Source organism: Flavobacterium sp. NKUCC04_CG (assembly GCF_019345525.1).
Taxonomy (GTDB): domain Bacteria; phylum Bacteroidota; class Bacteroidia; order Flavobacteriales; family Flavobacteriaceae; genus Flavobacterium.
The window spans coordinates 1-18,865 of sequence record NZ_JAHKRA010000017.1; the positions used below are offsets into that span (position 1 = coordinate 1).

Annotated in this window: 12 protein-coding genes and 1 pseudogene; 5 read left to right on the forward strand and 8 right to left on the reverse strand. The window is 36.4% G+C overall.

The features are described from left to right. Positions 1-678 (reverse strand): annotated as a pseudogene (locus tag KO524_RS12275) (hypothetical protein); the annotation flags it as partial. Between the two features lie 849 nt (positions 679-1,527). Here KO524_RS12275 and cobT point away from each other — a divergent pair. The 3 genes from cobT to cobC are packed head-to-tail and all read left to right on the forward strand — an operon-like array spanning position 1,528 to position 3,871. Continuing rightward, positions 1,528-2,535, forward strand: a complete 1,008-nt coding sequence (cobT, locus tag KO524_RS12280; RefSeq protein ID WP_219294471.1) for a nicotinate-nucleotide--dimethylbenzimidazole phosphoribosyltransferase — start codon at positions 1,528-1,530, stop codon at positions 2,533-2,535. Next, positions 2,532-3,320, forward strand: a complete 789-nt coding sequence (locus KO524_RS12285) for an adenosylcobinamide-GDP ribazoletransferase (RefSeq protein WP_219294472.1) — start codon at positions 2,532-2,534, stop codon at positions 3,318-3,320. The genes cobT and KO524_RS12285 overlap by 4 nt, the downstream gene beginning before the upstream one ends. Further along, complete coding sequence (gene cobC / locus KO524_RS12290; protein ID WP_219294473.1) at positions 3,305-3,871, forward strand: alpha-ribazole phosphatase; 567 nt, start codon at positions 3,305-3,307, stop codon at positions 3,869-3,871. The genes KO524_RS12285 and cobC overlap by 16 nt, the downstream gene beginning before the upstream one ends. A 97-nt stretch (positions 3,872-3,968) precedes the next feature. On the opposite strand, the gene KO524_RS12295 is transcribed toward cobC, so the two are convergent. Then, positions 3,969-6,113, reverse strand: a complete 2,145-nt coding sequence (locus KO524_RS12295; protein ID WP_219294474.1) for a catalase — start codon at positions 6,111-6,113, stop codon at positions 3,969-3,971. A 494-nt stretch (positions 6,114-6,607) separates the two neighbouring features. Beyond that, entirely contained in the window at positions 6,608-6,784 is a 177-nt protein-coding gene (locus tag KO524_RS12300; RefSeq protein WP_219294475.1) for a histone H1, read from the reverse strand. Between the two features lie 873 nt (positions 6,785-7,657). Here KO524_RS12300 and KO524_RS12305 point away from each other — a divergent pair. Beyond that, positions 7,658-7,903: a zf-TFIIB domain-containing protein gene (locus KO524_RS12305; protein WP_219294476.1), complete on the forward strand. Its 246-nt coding sequence runs from the start codon at positions 7,658-7,660 to the stop codon at positions 7,901-7,903. A 154-nt stretch (positions 7,904-8,057) separates the two neighbouring features. Here KO524_RS12305 and KO524_RS12310 read toward each other — a convergent pair whose 3' ends face one another. Both KO524_RS12310 and KO524_RS12315 read right to left on the reverse strand, forming a co-directional pair. Then, positions 8,058-8,897: an outer membrane beta-barrel protein gene (locus KO524_RS12310; protein ID WP_219294477.1), complete on the reverse strand. Its 840-nt coding sequence runs from the start codon at positions 8,895-8,897 to the stop codon at positions 8,058-8,060. 1 nt (position 8,898) lies between these two features. Then, positions 8,899-14,715 carry an MBG domain-containing protein gene (locus KO524_RS12315; RefSeq protein ID WP_219294478.1) on the reverse strand — a complete coding sequence of 1,939 codons (5,817 nt, stop codon included), beginning with the start codon at positions 14,713-14,715 and terminating at the stop codon, positions 8,899-8,901. Between the two features lie 411 nt (positions 14,716-15,126). Here KO524_RS12315 and KO524_RS12320 point away from each other — a divergent pair, with 411 nt between their 5' ends. Beyond that, positions 15,127-16,845 carry a tetratricopeptide repeat protein gene (locus KO524_RS12320; protein WP_219294479.1) on the forward strand — a complete coding sequence of 573 codons (1,719 nt, stop codon included), beginning with the start codon at positions 15,127-15,129 and terminating at the stop codon, positions 16,843-16,845. A gap of 195 nt (positions 16,846-17,040) precedes the next feature. Here KO524_RS12320 and KO524_RS12325 read toward each other — a convergent pair whose 3' ends face one another. From KO524_RS12325 to KO524_RS12335, 3 genes are read right to left on the reverse strand one after another with little or no spacing between them, the layout of a single operon-like run. Next, a complete protein-coding gene (locus tag KO524_RS12325; RefSeq protein ID WP_219294480.1) occupies positions 17,041-17,847 on the reverse strand; it encodes a hypothetical protein in 807 nt (268 codons plus the stop codon). A 3-nt stretch (positions 17,848-17,850) separates the two neighbouring features. After that, positions 17,851-18,378 (reverse strand): heavy-metal-associated domain-containing protein, encoded by a 528-nt coding sequence (locus KO524_RS12330; RefSeq protein WP_219294481.1) that lies wholly within the window; start codon positions 18,376-18,378, stop codon positions 17,851-17,853. A 2-nt stretch (positions 18,379-18,380) separates the two neighbouring features. After that, positions 18,381-18,863 carry a TlpA disulfide reductase family protein gene (locus tag KO524_RS12335; protein ID WP_219294482.1) on the reverse strand — a complete coding sequence of 161 codons (483 nt, stop codon included), beginning with the start codon at positions 18,861-18,863 and terminating at the stop codon, positions 18,381-18,383. Between the last annotated feature and the right edge of the window lie 2 nt (positions 18,864-18,865).

Below are 18,865 nucleotides of genomic sequence, written 5' to 3' on the forward strand. Positions count from 1 at the left end.
GGCTTGAACGATGTCTTCGAAATTGATGATGTGGGTATTACCCGCTTGATCAATATAAGTGAATTGAGTTCCGTCGTAATAAACGTTACCTCCTACATAAGTATTGGTCAAATGTGTAATTAATTGTTGGAGTACTGTATTATCATTTAAAATCTCTTCGAAATTATTGATTACATCAGCCGGTACATCAATTGTAGTTTGAGTGCCATCTTCAGAAGTATAGACATAAGTAGCATTACTGTTACTTATTAAGGTAGTAATAATATCTGCAGCATTAATATCTGCCAAAGGAACAGAAACGATATTTCCATCACTATCTTTAAGTACTAAATCTGCACCCACTACACTTAGCTCTACGTTTGTAGTGTTATTTATATTCGAAGTATCGGCATTACTTAATAATCTCACCCATTTATTATCATACCAGTAATAATAGCCTGGTGTCATATTTGAGTTTGATTTTTTATTGTACACCAATAAACTTTCAACATTCCCATGTGTAATTGTGGTTGCATCAGTTGGGTTTTGTAATTCAACTCTAGGAATTAAAATACCTTTGTCTGTAGCCACAATATCTATTTGTGACGACTTACTAGGCGTTAAAGTACCTACACCAACCTGCGCGTAAGAAATACCACTTATAAAAAGGGCCGCTAATGGAAGTAATTTTCTTTTCATCTTTAATTTGATTTTAATTTAATTTTTTGTCTGACAGAAGCAGTCTCAGCATTTTAAAAAATGGTAAAAAACAAACCATCTTTAACACAAATAATGATTCTATTTACAGACGAAAATTTTACAATAATTTTCTTCGATACAATCTCTTGCATAACCATCAATAACACATGTAAAAAACATGTCCAAACTTCTTTTCTATTTGGCTGTCATCATTACAAAAACAGCTGTATAAAAAACCTCTTGATTTTAAATTTCAGAGTTGACTTACTAGTACAACTATGATGTTTATTGTTTTTAGTGCCCTGTTTTTATCTCCTAAAATCCACAATATTAATATTATCTATAAATGAAAAATATTAAATAAAAATCATTAAATTAACTAATGAAATAACTAATCAATAATAGACACCATTAATAATAAAAAGCACACAAACACCTATAAATCAAAAAACGAACAAAATATTTAACTTTTTTTCAAAAAAACATAAAGTTAAATCAACAAAAAACAGAAATAGAGTGTTTATTTTAAAGAAAACCAATCATACACTATTCTTATTTCCTTTGCAAAGATAGATTGTAAAAATCAGCTCCTTTTATTCTAAAAATTTTAAAAAGAAAACTTAAGGACAGTTTTATAAAACTTAGCACATTTTGCGAATTATAAATTCCTATTTATTAGATTTACCTATGTTAAAAGGGCATATTTCCGACTTCAATTATAAAAAAGGCACTTATAATCAGCCTGATTTTTAGTAATTTTACTCGCTGTTTTTAAATAAACTTCCAATACCCTTTATTACCTTTATTTAGTACCGAGATACAGTCAGAAAAGCATTAAAAACCCATTTTATGATAAAAGAATTACAGCACAAGATTGATTTAAAAACAAAACCATTAGGTTCATTGGGTTTACTTGAAAGCGTCGCCTTACAAATAGGAACTGTCCAGAATAGCTTAACTCCTTGCTTAAAAAATCCTAGCATCGTTGTATTTGCAGGAGATCACGGAATAGCCGTAGAAGGCGTCAGCGCATACCCACAGGAAGTGACTTTTCAGATGGTAATGAATTTTTTAAACAAAGGCGCTGCTATTAATGTGTTTTCAAACCAGCATCAAATTGACATTAAAATTGTTGACGCTGGTGTAAAGTTTAATTTTGAAGCGCATAAAGATTTGATCGATGCGAAAATTGGGAACGGCACAAAAAATTTTCTCTTTGAAAAAGCGATGAGTACTTGTGAAATGGAAAAGTGTTTTAAATTAGCCGATGATATAGTGACTCAACTTAACAGCACCGGATGTAACATTATTGGTTTCGGCGAAATGGGAATTGGAAACACCTCTGCTGCGGCATTAATCATGAGTTCTATCTGTAATTTACCGCTAGAAATATGTACGGGGAAAGGTACTGTAGTTAGCGATGAACGGCTGGCAAAAAAGATTGAAACCTTAAAAAAGTGTCAGCTTTTTCACGGTTCCATTTCCGATGCTACGGAAATACTTCAAACCTATGGAGGTTTTGAAATTGCGCAGATATGTGGTGCTATGCTTGCTGCCTATAAAAAGAATATGTTGATTATGGTTGATGGTTTTATTTCTACTGCGGCCTATCTCGTTGCCTCTAAAATGATTCCTGAAATAAAATCTCACGCTATTTTTTGCCATCTATCCGATGAAGCCGGCCATAAACACTTGCTAAACTATTTAGAGGCAGAACCGTTGATAAATCTCAAAATGCGATTAGGAGAAGGTACAGGATGTGCCATAGCCTATCCTTTAATTGAGAGTGCTGTAAAATTTTTAAATGAGATGGCCAGTTTTGAAAGTGCGGGTGTATCAACCAAAAATATTCAATGAAAACAGAAATAAAAATATTCTTTACAGCACTGATGTTTTACACGAGGATCCCCTGCCCAAAATGGGTCGCCTACTCTCCTGAATTACTGAATAAATCTACTCGTTATTTTCCTATAATTGGTTGGATAGTAGGCACTTTGTCTTTTTTGGTATATTGTATAAGTCATTTGGTTTTTAGTGTTGAAATAGCTGTATTGATGTCGATTGCAGCAGGAGTATTACTGACGGGTTCTTTTCATGAAGACGGACTTGCAGACGGTTTTGACGGTTTTGGTGGAGGCTGGACAAAATCCAGCATATTAGACATTATGAAAGACAGTCGCCTCGGTACTTACGGAGCTGTGGCTTTAATATTCCTTTTTGGATTTAAATTTTTTGCTTTACGTGATTTACTAATAGAATTACAAGGCAAAGGGCTTTTGTTTTTGTTACTATTATTTATTAATTATCATACACTTGCCCGCTTTACCGCTATAAACATTACGTTTATTTCCTCATATTCTCGAGATGACGAAAGCAGTAAATCCAAACCTATTGTAAAAGCTTATTCAGCTAAAGAAATAATTGGTGTTTATGTTTTTGGCTTACTGCCTCTTTTAATACTCCTTACTTATAATGGGGTTTTTCTATTCCTACTCTTTCCTCTAGCCGGGTTGTTTTTCTTCAGTCAACGCTACTTTAAAAAATGGATTGATGGCTATACTGGCGACTGTTTGGGAGCTGTAGAGCAGCTCGCAGAAGTGATTATTCTATTAACTTATTTGATTGTATGGAAATTTATGTAATTAGGCATACCCGAGTACAAGTTGATTCGGGCGTGTGTTACGGTCAGTCCGACGTTCTATTGCATCGCGATTATTTGCAGCATATAGCCGAAGTAAAACACAAATTCCCCTCCGATTTTGACAAGGTTTTTAGTAGTCCGTTACAACGCTGTACCCTATTAGCAGCGCAACTTACTAGCAACGAGGTGATTTATGACCGCCGTTTGATGGAAATGGATTTTGGACTATGGGAAAATAAAACTTGGGACAATATAGCTTCGGAACAACTGGATTATTGGATGGAAAATTTTGTCACGACCCAAACACCTGATGGAGAGAGTTTAATTTTGCTTTTTCAGCGCGTGTGTGCCTTTGTTGAACAGTTGCGCAATCAAACACACCGAAGAGTTGCATTGGTTACCCACGCAGGCGTTATCCGCTGCATTTGGGCGTATTTGTTGGATATTCCCTTGGAAAATATTTTTAAACTTCCCGTTGATTACGGTCACGGTTTAATTTTTAAGCTTGGATCGACCAAATCACTCGATCAAATTATTAAAACCTCATTCTAACTATATAGTAATAAAGTTAGAAAGGCTCGAAAAAACATGAGTTTTAAAGCAGAAAAAAATGTCAAGCAAGTGTGCTTGACATTTTTTTATTTTAAAATTAAGACGGCACTTTTCTAGCGGTTTCACGATCCCAAATACGATGTGCTTTTAGCGCTTGGACAAATGTTTTTGCAAAATCCCCTGAAGTATTAATCAATAATCCTGCATCAGCTTTTTTATTACTAAAATACGTATGTTCGATTAATTTCTCCGTTCCTTTAGCAAAACATATAACCTTACAATGGCGGTAAGCTTCGTTAAGAAATTGAAAAAAATCAGCTTCTTCGGCCAGTACCTCCAAGTGTTTGCCAGATGGTATATATATAGCATCATATAAAACAGATGCTTCTGTTAAGTAACTGTGCTGTACATTTTCAGTACCACCTTCCATAAATAGCAATTCGCCTACCTTATTAGAAATAATACAGGCTTGTGCCCCACCTTTTTCCAGCTCCTTTTTTAATGCATCTATCGAGGCTTTAGAAACGCCATCGGCGACTAAAAAAGCTACCTTTCGAGTTGCAATAGTCGCTTTATCGCTGTTGGTTTCCATGCTTAAAGCTACCGATTTTAACACTTCTGGTTTAGGAGCTTTTAAAGGATAATTGGGGTGATTTTGTTGCGCAAAATGCACCGTTAAATCATCCAATTTACTAGGGACATCTAGTCCTAAATTCCCCGCGACTTGCTCCGTTAAGTTTGTGTCAATTTGCGAGAGTATGCCCAGATATCTCTTTCGAATATCAACACGATTAACTTTACTCAATTCGAAACTAAAGGCGTTAATTATATGTTGCTTTTCAACGGGTGATTGGCTGTTAAAAAATAGCGTTGCTTGCGTAAAATGATCCGCAAAACTATTACTTCTTGCACGTATTTTTTTACCGTCAACTTGTTCCTCATGCGAAGTAAATGCTTTTTCCCCCTTTAACATTGCCTGATAAGGACAACCGTTGTTTATACTGTTTGGAAAATATGCTGTTTCCCCTTTGGAGATTGTGGTGCGCATAGCACCATCGCGTTGGTTGTTATAAACCGAATTTACGGGCCTATTAATCGGCAATTCTTGATGGTTTGCTCCTCCCAAGCGATAAATCTGTGTATCGGAATATGAAAACAAACGCCCTTGCAACAACGGATCATTTGAGAAATCAATACCCCTGACCACTCGCCCAGGATGAAAAGCCGCTTGTTCTGTTTCTGCAAAGAAATTTTCAGGATTTCGATTTAAGGTCATTTTACCAATGCGTTTAACCGGAACCAATTCTTCGGGTATTAGTTTTGTAGGATCCAATAAATCAAAAGAAAATTTATGTTCATCTGCTGTTGAAACGATTTGAACCCCCAGTTCCCATTCTGGAAAATTACCGCTATCAATTGCATCATATAAATCCTGGCGGTGAAAATCCGAATTGTATCCAGATATCTTTTGAGCCTCGTTCCACGTAACACTATGTACTCCCAATAAAGGTTTCCAATGAAATTTTACAAAATGTGCTACCCCATCTTTGTTGATTAATTTAAAAGTATGAACGCCAAATCCTTCCATCATACGTAAACTACGTGGAATGCCGCGATCAGACATTACCCACATGACCATATGTGCAGCCTCAGGCATTAACGATACAAAGTCCCAAAAGGTATCGTGAGCCGATGCAGCTTGCGGAATTTCATTGTGAGGTTCGGGTTTAACAGCATGAATTAAATCGGGAAAATTCATAGCATCCTGTATAAAAAAAACGGGAATATTGTTGCCTATTAAATCAAAATTTCCTTCATCTGTGTAAAACTTAACTGAAAATCCACGAGCATCTCGAGCCAAATCGGTTGATCCTCTAAAACCCGCAACAGTAGAAAAACGCAAAAACAAAGGCGTCTTTTTGCCTTTTGCCGATAGAAAACTAGCACAACTGTATTCCGATAGGTCTTCATAACATTCAAATACTCCATGAGCTCCAGTTCCCCGCGCATGTACCACACGTTCCGGTATGCGCTCTCGATCAAAATGAGCCAATTTTTCCCTAAAAATAAAATCCTCCGTCAAACTCGGTCCGCGCTCACCTATTTTTAGAGAATTGTTGTTGTCGTTGATCGCGACACCATCATTTGTAGTCAATACGCGATCGGTAGCATTGACTTCAAATTGACTTAGCTGCTCCTTCTTAGTATCAGCAGCTGTCGCTAATTTTCCCTTTGTTTTCATATTTCTTGAATTTGGTTAGATTCCATTAAATTACAAAAAAATAAAAGACAATTAACAACTAAATTAAAAACACTATAATAAATATGTGATAATTTAATTAATAATTCATATAAAACTACTGTATTACTTATGGAATTAGATGCTAAAATAGCAACTAAAAAGAAAAAAATACCTATAAAAAAAACATAACAAGTGCTCAATACGGCCTTACAAATTGATGGAGATTTCAAAAACACCTATTGAGATTTTATCCATCATGATTTCTAAAACCGCCAAGTAGATAGCATCAGAATCAACGCCAATTGCCCTTTGCTGAAGAAAATTAAATGTTGGAAAAATGAATTTAGTGAAAATAGTTTGTTTTTGGAATCAAACAAAACTGTAATGAATATTTAGATGTAAATCTATGAATCATTTTTTTAAGAAGAAGGTAATGACAGTAGAAAACAAACCTCACCTAAATGGATTAGGTGAGACTTGTTACTTAAAAAATATTATTTTTTTGATTCTTCGATAGAAACTTTTCTAAACTCTTTTAAAAGTTTTTCCAATTCTAAAGTTGATTTACGCGCTCTTGCTCCAGCTGCTTTCACACCTTTCTCAATTAATGATTCAGATTCGGCTTTAAACGTCTCGATTTCGGCAGTGATCTTTTGGATTAAATCTTGCATGATAATATTATATTAAATTAAGATTACAAAAATAGAAGTTTAACGACGAGATGCAACTAATTTACGGTCAAATTTTACCTTATTTTTTCTGTAAAGTCTCTGTTAAAATTGCCAAAAAAACAACAATATACTGTTTTATATAAAGTATTATAAAACTTAAATCACAATAGCTACACAAACACTTATAATTATACTCATATATAAAAAATAACGCAATAAAAATAAAATGTTATTTAGCAACTGAAGCCACTCTTTTCAATGGGCTATACAGCCAATCTGCGCTTTAATTCAAATAATATTAGCCTTTTCAAAAGCCGTAAATGCTTCTATAATCATGTAAATTATTGTTTAAGCAAACACAAACGAGCGAATACCTCTTATTTGAATACGGCTGTATAAAAAAAACAGTAGTCCCTCAGTCCAATCAACGCTTATGCAATTTGAAGGAATGGACGTCATTCCCAAACCCACAACAGGGAAAATACCGCTACTGCTTGCCGGTGGCAGTCAGCAATCCTTAGGCAAGCGGCAGGAGTCAATCACGCTGCAATTGGCATACATTTTAGCAAAAGACCCATAAGCGCTGTCATCGATGAATTGGCCGACGAAGTGTTACCACATTTTCCTGCAATTATTCCACAAAACAGTATATAAAAGGATTATTAATTTCGCTTTAAACCGCTGTGTAAAATATGAAAACGAATTAAAATCTCCTATTTTATCCTTTTTTCTAACAAACTGATAATAGCGTAATCAACAGCTCTTAAAGATATGCTAAATCAAGTATTTAAGTGAAAAATAATACGGTTCATCCCCTGTTTATAAAAATCATTTATCTAAATTCGAGCTTTATTAATCCCCAATATAAAGACTATGAAATGCCCCACATGTAATGAAACTTTGCTGATGAGCGAAAAAAACGGAATCGAAATTGACTATTGCCCAAGTTGTAGAGGAATTTGGTTGGACCGCGGAGAATTGGATAAAATTATCGAGCGTTCCGTCGCTCAAGATAGCAGCAGTAACAACAGTAATTTTAACCGTCCTAACAAAGAGCATTATAAAGAGCAGTACCAATCCAAGAAAAAATCATTCTTAAGCGATATTTTTGATTTTTAATCGCTTGGAATATTTCTAAATTTTTTATATCTTAATGAGTAGAGGTCGTTCCAAAACAAAATTTGGTCGACCTCTACTTTTAACACTTTTCTTTAAAGGCTTATCACGCTATAATCTTAGGTTTTGAATCGCGACAGAAGATATACTTCTCTATTTAAAGACCAAAAGCATAACGCAACTTTAAACCAACAGCAAACATACGTAAACGATGTTTCTCTTGCTGCTCCTGTTCAATTATACTCTGGAGATTTAATCGCTGCAATCCCTCAGCATTATAGTTCACTATACGGCTTGGATTTTTTTGAGGATTTGCCAAATCATAATCGATGTAAATTCCAAAGTACAAAGCTTGATCATTGGCTAAAGTTTGAATAATTCCAAATTCGCCTAGCATAGATACACCTTGTTTTAATTTCAACTTTTTATCTTCTTTGAGTTGGTCAAATTCTCCGAATCCCATAAAATTCGGTGTAAATAATTCGGCATCCGAGTAAGCAAAATAACCACTAGTGCGCAATTGATTGGCTGTTATATCCGAAGAAACTTTAGAATAAAAGCTATACTTAAATCCTCCTTGCAAATAATAATTGGTCTTACTTCTAAAGCTGGTTTCGTAACGCAGACTAAGGGGAATAGCAAAGTTACTGCCCTTCAAGGTTTCTGTAAAACGATTGATGTTATAACGAAATTCAAAGTTCTCTGCTTCATTATCCCGTGTTAAATAAGATCCTTTAAAATTGTTCTTGTCGATTTTAATTTGATAGTATCCCCAATTTACACCAACTTGTACACCCCAATTTTCGTCCAAACGCAGAAGATAATCCACAGATAGACCGCCATTTCCGCCGTCTAAAACATTGGATCCGTCAAACTTTAAAGTTCCTAATCCTCCGTATACAGCAACACCGATTTCATTTTGTTGCGCTTGAACATTTAGCGTTGCCATCAGTATACACACCAATAAACTACTACTTATTATATTTCTATTTCTCATCTTATTTCACTACAAATTTAATAACCTTATCTTGTCCCTTAACTTTAAATACGGCCAAATAAACACCGCTTTGAATGGAACTGGACAGTTGAACTTCTGTATTATACCCCTCAATTACCCCCTGCTGTAATAATCGGCCTCTCACATCGTAAATTCTTAACGGAGCCCCTATAGTGATAAATTCGGCATCACTAATCGTCAATACGATTCGAGCACCCACTTCAACCGGATTGGGATGCAGTCTAAACACCACGTTGTTTTTAAGTTCAACATAGGATGGGCAAACAGTTAATACTTGTCCGGTACTTGAGGTTAGTACAGCTCTATATAGTGCTTTAGTATCCAATACGTCTACCGCTTTATCTCCTGAAGAATACACCTGCTCTTCACCGATTAATTGGTCGTTTTTATACCATTCAAACTTGACAAATTTAAAACCACCATTGGTCTTTGGATTGTTATTTACCAATAATACATGATTGTATTTTTGTTGTACAATAGTGTGAAAAGGAAAGGGTTTTTCAATAATTATTTGATATTCCTTAGTTACCGCACCATTCTCAGAAGTAATACGAATCGTTTGAGTATGGATACCCGGTTTTATTATATCTATCACAAATTCTTGACCCGGATCCATAGTCGCACCAGCTTGAGCTTGAATGACCACTTTGATTTTAGCTTTCAAATCATCGCAATCCATAGTATAATAAATTTGCTCGGGTGGAGCTATATAATGTTGTGAACCGATCCACAGCTCGTGAATGTTGGCATCACGACTAGCAATTCGCAATTCTCTAGTTACTGAAGGCGCTTGTAGATAATTGTGATCACCAGCCTGATGCGCTGTAACAAGTATGATTCCAGGCTGCTTTGGTATCACCCATCCCGATTCGCTAACAGTAGCCGCGGCGGTTTCTGTTGTAAAAGTATAGCTATACGAAACAGCTAAACCAGAATCAGCAATGGCAGCTAATTGAAAAGCAACACTATCTTCCAAAGTAACCACATCCAACTCTTTAAAGTCGATAAATTGACTCGCTTTCTCAATAATTAATTGCGCCGTTAATTGAAGCTTATTGTAATTCTGACCACCATCAATATTAGCGATAACCGTATAAACCCCCGCATTACTATGAGCGTTATTTTTATAACTCACGGTCATACCCGCACCTATAGTACCGCTCACAGCTAAAACCTTAATCGTTGTATCGTAGGTAAACGTAGCACTGCTAAATGTAATATTTTCAATTGGTGCCTTTTTGATGGTTAGCAAAGATTGCAGTACCCGATCCTGATAGTTCGCTCCTCCATTAATTTCCGCTCTAACTGTATATATCCCCGCATCCGTATGTCCGTTATTTACATAACTCACCGTAACACCTTGTGGTAAAGCGCCTCCTCCAATTTGAAGTGATTTTTGTTGCCCGTCATAAGTATAAGTAGCGCTCGGCAAATAAACATTTGACAGCACCCCCTTTTCAATAGTCAAGGTTGCATTTAGAACCAAATCTTCGTAATTATTACCTCCAACAATGCGAGCAACAATTGGATAAGTTCCCAAATTGATTTGACTGTTGTTTTGATAAGTGACTACAGCTGTTGGAGGTAAAGTACCCGAGATATAAATCGATTTTGCCGTGCCGTCATAAGGAATTGTCACACTAGAGAAACTGATACCCGTTATCGGAGCCTTTTGAATAGTCATACTAGCACTTTTAGTAGCATTATGATAGTTTGCACCTCCATTGATGTTAGCTGTAACCGTATAGGTACCCGCTACTATTTGGCCGTTATTCGTGTAACTGACGGTCACCCCTATCGGTAAAGCATTTTCTATAAATATCGATTTTGGAAAACCGTCATAAACAAAAACTGCATTGTTAAACACCGTTGTAGGAATATCCGCCTTTTCAATAGTTAGTGACGCTGTTAAGGTGTTATTATGGTAGTTGGTACCACCATTGAGGTCAGCGGTAACAGTATAAGTACCCGCGTCGATTTGATCGTTATTCGTGTAAGTCACTGTCACACCTATTGGTAAAGTATTTTCTATAAATATCGATTTTTGAAAACCGTCATAAATAAAAACCGCATTGTCAAACACCGTTGGAGGAATATCCGCCTTTTCAATAGTTAAAACAGCTGTTTGAGTAACATTTTCGTAATTGGTCCCTCCATTAATTATAGCGGTAACCGTATAAGCACCCGCGTCGATTTGATCGTTGTTGGTATAGGTCACGGTTGCTCCCGTTGGTAAACCGGTCAAGACTAAAGATTTCGTTGTACCGTCGTAAATCGTCGTTTGGTCATTAAACACTATACCGCTTAACACAGCCTTTTCAATAGTTAACACCGCTGATAGCGTAGCATCTTCATAATTGGTACCACCATTAATGGTAGCGGTAATCGTATATGTACCCGCGTCGATCTGATCGTTGTTGGTATAGCTCACCGTTGCTCCCGTTGGTAAACCGGTCAAGACTAAAGATTTTACTGCACCATCATAAATCACGGTCTGGCTATCGAATGTAATACCACTTACCGCAGCCTTTTCAATAGTTAAAACAGCTGTTAGTGTAGCATCTTCATAATTGGTACCACCAATAATGGTCGCGGTAACCGTATAAGTACCCGCGTCGATCTGATCGTTATTGGTATAGGTCACGGTTGCTGCCGTTGGCAAACCGGTCAAGACTAAAGATTTTACTGCACCATCATAAATCACGGTCTGGCTATCGAATGTAATTCCACTTACCACGGCCTTTTCAATAGTTAAAACAGCTGTTAGTGTAGTATCTTCATAATTGGTACCACCATTAATGGTAGCGGTAACCGTATAAGTACCCGCGTCGATCTGATTGTTGTTGGTATAGGTCACGGTTGCCCCCGTTGGTAAACCGGTCAAGACTAAAGATTTTACCCCACCATCATAAATCGCAGTCTGGCTATCGAATGTAATTCCACTTAACACGGCTTTTTCAATAGTTAAAACAGCTGTTAGCGTAGCATCTTCATAATTGGTACCACCGTTAATGGTAGCGGTAACCGTATGAGTACCCGCGTCGATTTGATCGTTATTGGTATAGCTCACCGTTGCTCCCGTTGGTAAACCGGTCAAGACTAAAGATTTTACCGCACCATCATAAACCACGGTCTGACTATCGAATGTAATTCCACTGACCACGGCCTTTTCAATAGTTAAAACAGCTGTTAGAACAATATCTACATAATTGGTACCGCCGTTAATGGTAGCGGTAACCGTATAAGTACCCGCATCGATTTGATCGTTATTGGTATAGCTCACTGTTGCTCCCGTTGGTAAACCGGTCAAGACTAAAGATTTCGTTGTCCCGTCGTAAGTCACTGTTTTGCCGTCGAACACTATAGCAGTCAGCGGTGCTTTTTCAATGGTAAAGAGATTGGAAATGAAACGAATCGTATAGTTTGGTCCTGCATTTAGAGTTCCTTGGGTTATCGCATAACTTCCCACAACTTCGCCAGATATTCTATCCAACACTCCGGTAAACAAACTATTATCATCAAGTCCTACAAAACCCGTCGCGGTATAAGTTAACACGGGATCTGAAGCTCCAAAAACCTTGCGTAGATCGGAGTCGGCAGTAAGCGTCAATTCTACAGGATTTACTGTAACGGTTATTTCTACAGCATCACTAATACAACCCAACGCTGATATTTCACGTACCCAATATTTTTGAACCCCCACTGTATTCGTATCTGGAACGGGTGCCGTTTCATCTCCGTCAACTGCTGCAGGGGATAAATACCAAAAAATCTTATTTCCTGGTGCAGGAGTGGCCGCTAAAGCCGCAGCAACATCTTTATAATTATAATCAATGTTTTGATTGACAGAAAAAACATTGACTCTTTCTAATATAGTCGTAATAGCAAGTCTATCCATACTTTCACATCCATTCAGCGTTTGAGAAGCATAATAGGTTGTACCATCAGCAACCATAGCCGTCTCACTCCATGGATTACCTCCTGTTGCTTCAGTATACCATTTGATATTTGATCCGTCAACACTGAGATCTTTCAATTGAGTTCCCGCATCGAAACAAAAAGTCTGTATAAGCAATGATGTCGTAGGTGCGAGCGTATTATAAACGGTTGCAAGCACCGCTTGTCGAGGCGATTTGCAGCCTCTTTCAAAGGTGAGGTTGTAAAAATAATAATAATAGTTAGGATTGGGGCTCCCATTGGACCAACTTGAGGTGACAGTCAGGATTTCGGAACTGTCGCTATACGGAAAAGAAACATTCGAATCTCTATATAAGGTAATTCCATAAAAGGACTTTATCACCAATCGATAACCTTGACCTGCCTTTAAATGAACGTTTAACGGAATGGTTACTGGAATACCTATACCTAATGCACTTATTGCTAAACTCCCGGTTGAAAACAGCTCGGTTCCGGAAGAATCATAAATAGCCACATCAAGTGTTCCAGAAGCTCCAACAAAAACATCGGTGCTTTTTAAAAACACATCATTATTTAAATCGAAAGTAACACCCCGATGATGATAAGCATTAAAATTATTAGCAGTGCTATGTAAAGAATCTTTTCCGCTGCGATCACTGACGAAATTTGACGAGGCTCCCTCGACATAATAGTATTTTGATTCAGAAAGAACAGGTGTCGTATAATTCTCACCTCTATGCAAAACGGTATTAGAAGTCGGACTGTCATACCATCTGATTTCGCCATCAGTGGTCGTAGCAGTGAGATTAAGAGCAACTGGCTGACAGGACACATCCCCGGTTGCTACTACGGTAGGCGTTAAACACCTGGTTTCAAACCGCTTATTCAAGCTCCAATTAGAGAATGAGGTTGCCGTACATTTTGAACGTACATAAACAAAATATTCCGTACTCGAAATTAGATTGGCAATGTCTTGTAGAATGCTGCTATTAGAAACAGCCCCCGAAGCTACTAATCCCGAATTACCACTACCAGCAACACCCGAGGTACGAATCTCATATTCGTATCCCAAATTGGGAGCTACTATCGCGGCATCCCAACTTATCGTTGCTTGATTGGTACTGATATTATCGATTTTGATATTAGTTGGCTGAAAACAGTCTGGTGTCTTTTTAACGGTAACCGCCATTATATTCAAAACCTCCGTAGTAGTGCTTGTTTTGAATACGTGAATACTACTTATTTTCTTGTAATAGTTACTGACCGACAGATCAATATGTACACCAAATAAACGAGGAAAATCTCTTGATTCTTCTACTAAATTATCCAGAAAACTAACGCGGCCCATTCCATAAGTAACTGTAGGAGCCGATCCCCCCCACGAATACCAATCTTCTACATACAAATCGTTAAAGAGTTGTATGGTATTATCTGTAAAACGGATCTCACCTGAAAATCTAGCCCTTGAACCTATGGCATTTCCTGCCGCTGTCAATAACACGATTCGAGTGGCGTTTTCCGGTGTTTGAAAAACCAAATCACCACTACGTACCGAACCTTCCAAACGCAGTGAATTGTTTTGTGAATACGGATTTAATTGAAAGATAAGACTGGGATCATAACTTGCGATGATTCGCCCATCTATAGGTAAACCAAATGTCAAAGCAGTATTACCTGGTTCCGCAACAAAATCGCGACTCATCAGAGTGAAGCCATCGATGTCAAATCTATGGGTTGTGGAGCGTGATACCGGACCAATTCCATTAGCAATAACGTCTGCATTAAAACCAGAGACGATTTTAATCGGCACGAAATTTTGCGCAATAGCAGTGCTGAAGCTACATAGTAATATCCAAATGATAAAGTGTTTTTTTGCCATAGTAATCTAAAATTTTACGAAGTATTTCTTTAAACTCATTAATTATTTTTTACAATGGCGCAAATATATTGGCATAACACAGAAATAAATTAAATTAAGGGGTAGACATTTAGGTGGACAATTGCAGCTTTCATGTGCCTTCACAAACCGCTTTTAAAGTGTTAATAATCCAAATAGTCTTTAATAAAATTCATCATACATAAAACTAAAATTTAAATTTTGTTAAAAAAACACTATACTTAATACCAATAACTACAAATAGTCATCATAAAAAGACTAAAATATTATAATTTAGGTCATTTAATTTCTTTTTACCTGTCAAGATTTATGATAAAACAGTTTTACAAACATGTTGTTTGTATTACCTTGCGACGACAAAATCAACAACTTTTTGATTTAATCGTCGACTAAATGCAAGCATTATCTAGTTTTTTACGGATACTTTTAATTCCTGTTTTTTATTTATTCTTCACTTATCCAATAGAAGCACGAATCTCGCGTGTGTCTCTTAATAAGCATATTGAAGCCTACCGCAACTGCGATTTAGAATGTTTGGAAATAGCTTTTCCTTATTTTAGTGCTAGGCAACTGTCTGAAAACCCTCAGCTATTAAAAATTATTCACCAAGTTTTACTTGCAGAGAAATATTCTACAACCCTTGATCAAAAAAACAACATAAGCGAAATTCTATATAACAGAGCATATCAAGCCGCAACAATTCTCAATGAGCACGACCTAATCATTTGGGTACAAACCCATTTTGGATTTTATTATTATCGGAATGGACAACTTTCTAAGGCCCTACCCTTTTTCTTAAATACCTCCAAGGCCATAGATCAAGCTGCAACAAAAAACCTTATCGAACCATCAGAAGTTTTAAAGAAAAACGCCTTCTTCTTTGGAAATATCGAAGATTACCAAAAAGCAGAACACTATCTCACTGAAGCACTAAAACACGCTAACTGCAACTCCAAGCAGTATATAGAAATACTCAATAATTTAGGTATGAATTACTTCAAACAAAACCAATTGGTTAAGGCTGAAGAGTCCTATCTAAGAGCCCGAAAACTGGCACTGAAAAACGGACAAGAAATACTCTATGCCAAAACCTTAGGCGAACTAGCTAAAATTTGTGTGGCGCGAAACGATTATACACAAGCAAAAACATTATATATAGAGGACATCGCTATTTCTAAGAAAAATAATAGCGATAGAAACACCATGTATGCCCAAGTTCAATTGGGAAAAATATATCTAGAAGAAGATCAATTAGATAGTACCTATTTACACTTACAGTCAGCTAAGAATTATGCTATTGCTAAACCTTATTTAGCCAGTACGGAATTTGAGATCAATCAATTATTACTGGCTTGGGCAGTATTAAAGAAGGACGTGGCTGCAGAGTTACAAATTCGTAGATCAATAGACTCCTTAAGGGATATAATCGCAGCTACCGATGGGCAATCCGTTGTCAATCAATTAAATATACAAGTACAAAAAGAAAAAATTAAGTCACAACTAGAAACTGAAAAACACAATGTAGAGAAAGCCTCTTCAGCAAAAAAAACCTGGATCAGCATCAGTATTTTACTATTGATTATAGCCATACTATTGCTTTTAAACTACCGCAGAAAACTCAAAGTTCAAGGTGTCGCTTTCGATAGAAATATCTTATTGTTGCAATTGGAAAAAATCCAATCTGACAACAAACTTCATGAAACTCAAGCCAACTTGAGCTCTTATCAGGTTTATTTATCAGAAAAAAATGAGCAACTATCCAAATTAGAAAAGGAATTTAAAAAGCTTAAAAACCTTTCTAAATCTAACGCTAAGATCAAAGAAAACAACCTACAGAAACTTTTAGATTCTCATTTGATGACTAAAAAAAATTGGATGGAATTTAAGAAGCTTTTTATAGCCGAACAAACTGATTACTACAATTACCTGATGGAAAACTTCCCTGGATTAACAGAAGCCAATTTAAGAATCATTTTACTGCAAAAAATGGGATTGAAAAATTTGGAAACAGCACAGATTCTCGGTGTTACCATTGAAGCGGTAAAAAAATCTAAACAGCGCTTGAAAAAACGATTCGAAGAAAATTACTCCGAGATTTTTAATGATCAATAATTTTTATCCCAAAAACAATAGGTGCTTGGGCTTTTAAAAAATAAAAACCTCGCCGATTTTAGCGGTCAAATCATTGCGAGATGTTTTCTAAGTACGCCACGTAGAGACCATACATAAATCAAAAAAAAACTGTTCAAAGAAAATCTTATAGGATTTTCTCCGAACAGTAAAATAATTAAGTATAAAAAAAATGAATTATTGGGTTACATTGAAAAAGGTGTATTCCAATTTTAAAAAAACACCGTTTGAATTTGCCCGATGCATGGAGCTATACAACTCTTTTTTATAAGCCAAATCGATTCGAGCTTGACTGTTTATGATAAACTGTATAGACGGAACGATGTCCATATAGGATTTTCCGTTATCCGTAATCGTTTGACCTACCAATTCCAACATCGCATTGATATTCGTTTGTTTAAAACTCGTATACTTTTTAGGATGCATCAAACGCCCCACTGAAAAAGTATAATTGACCGCGTCGCTCCCAAAATGGTCTGGAAAATCAAAACCATCATTACTTAATGCTTTGGAATAACTAACTGAACCGCTTAATGCAACTTTTTTTATCAACTGCGTAGCCACAAAACCAACTTCGTAACCCGAATTTCCTGCATTTAAATCAATAGCTTCCTGATTTATCATCGAATTATTATAACTGTAACGACCAAAAGCTGCCATTCGAAAATGGCTTTGCATATCATCAACCGAAAAGAAACGGTATTTCGCATAAGCGCCACCACCTTTTAAGCCCAATCCATTGTTCTCATTAGACATAAAGGCCGAAGCGCGTAGCATGAAGTTTTTATTGACACCCCAAGTCACTTCTGGCGACATATTATACATATTACTGTCGCTAAATTGGTTTTTCATCAGCGATTGACCAACTCTAACCCCTATAGAACCCGCCGGAGCATTACTAGCGGGTTCTGTCATTACAAACAACTCTTGTGCTTGACTACTTATAGCAAACAATGCAAAACCTACCAAGGATAAATATTTCATCGCTTAAATCGCTTTTAAATGATAATCGCTTTCGCTTTCCTCTTTATAGCTCGGGAATTTCGAATAGGATTTGATTAGCTTTTTATACTCCTTTTGTGTTACAAATCCTTTGTCTAAAACTCTATATTCGCTTTCTCCCTCAACTGCAGCTGTTTTGGAATCTATAAAAATATAAGTAGCATCGTTCATTTTTGCCGAAATATTATCTCCTATTTGCGGTACATCAAACTTTGCTGTTAAGACCATCGATCCCACAAAAAAGCCCGCTTTTTCAACAGCATTTTTCAATACTTTAGGTTCTACCGTCTTGCTATCTTTAAAATAGACCGTAAAAGTATTGGTGTTTAAATCCGTTCCTACACTGTCAACCTCAACAAGAGATTTTAATTGTTTGTTAATGGCATTGGAACACATGGAACAGGTTAATCCAGTAGCAATGATGTCCACTTTAGAAATTTGAGCATAAGAGCTTACACTGGTAAAAGTTACCAAAAGACTTAGGGCAATAAATTTTTTATATATATTTTTCATTTTTATTTTTTGTTGATTTGAGTTATTATTTGTGATTCTGTTGGGTTGATGGCAATCAATTTACCCGTTGCATCAAAAAGGAAAGTTGCAGGCAAGGCTTCGACGCCAAAAGTCACTGCTGATTTAGCATCGAATCCTTTTGGATCGATCAATTGAACATATTGAATTTTGTCTTTTTCGATGGCTTTTATCCATTTGGATTTGTCCGTATCAATGGATATACCGACTATTTCAAAATTCTTTGCTTTGTACTTATCATGCATTTTTACCAACTTTCTGTTGGCCAATCTGCAGGGACCACACCAAGATGCCCAAAAATCAACCAGCACCGTTTTACCTTTAAAAGAATTTAATTTAACGGCGTTATTTTTAGTGTCTTGAAGGGTTATATTAGGCAATACATCTCCTATTTTGATTTGTGCATTTACTAGTGAAATGGAAAAAAACACCAATAAAATCGCTCCTATATTTCTGATTTTAAACATAT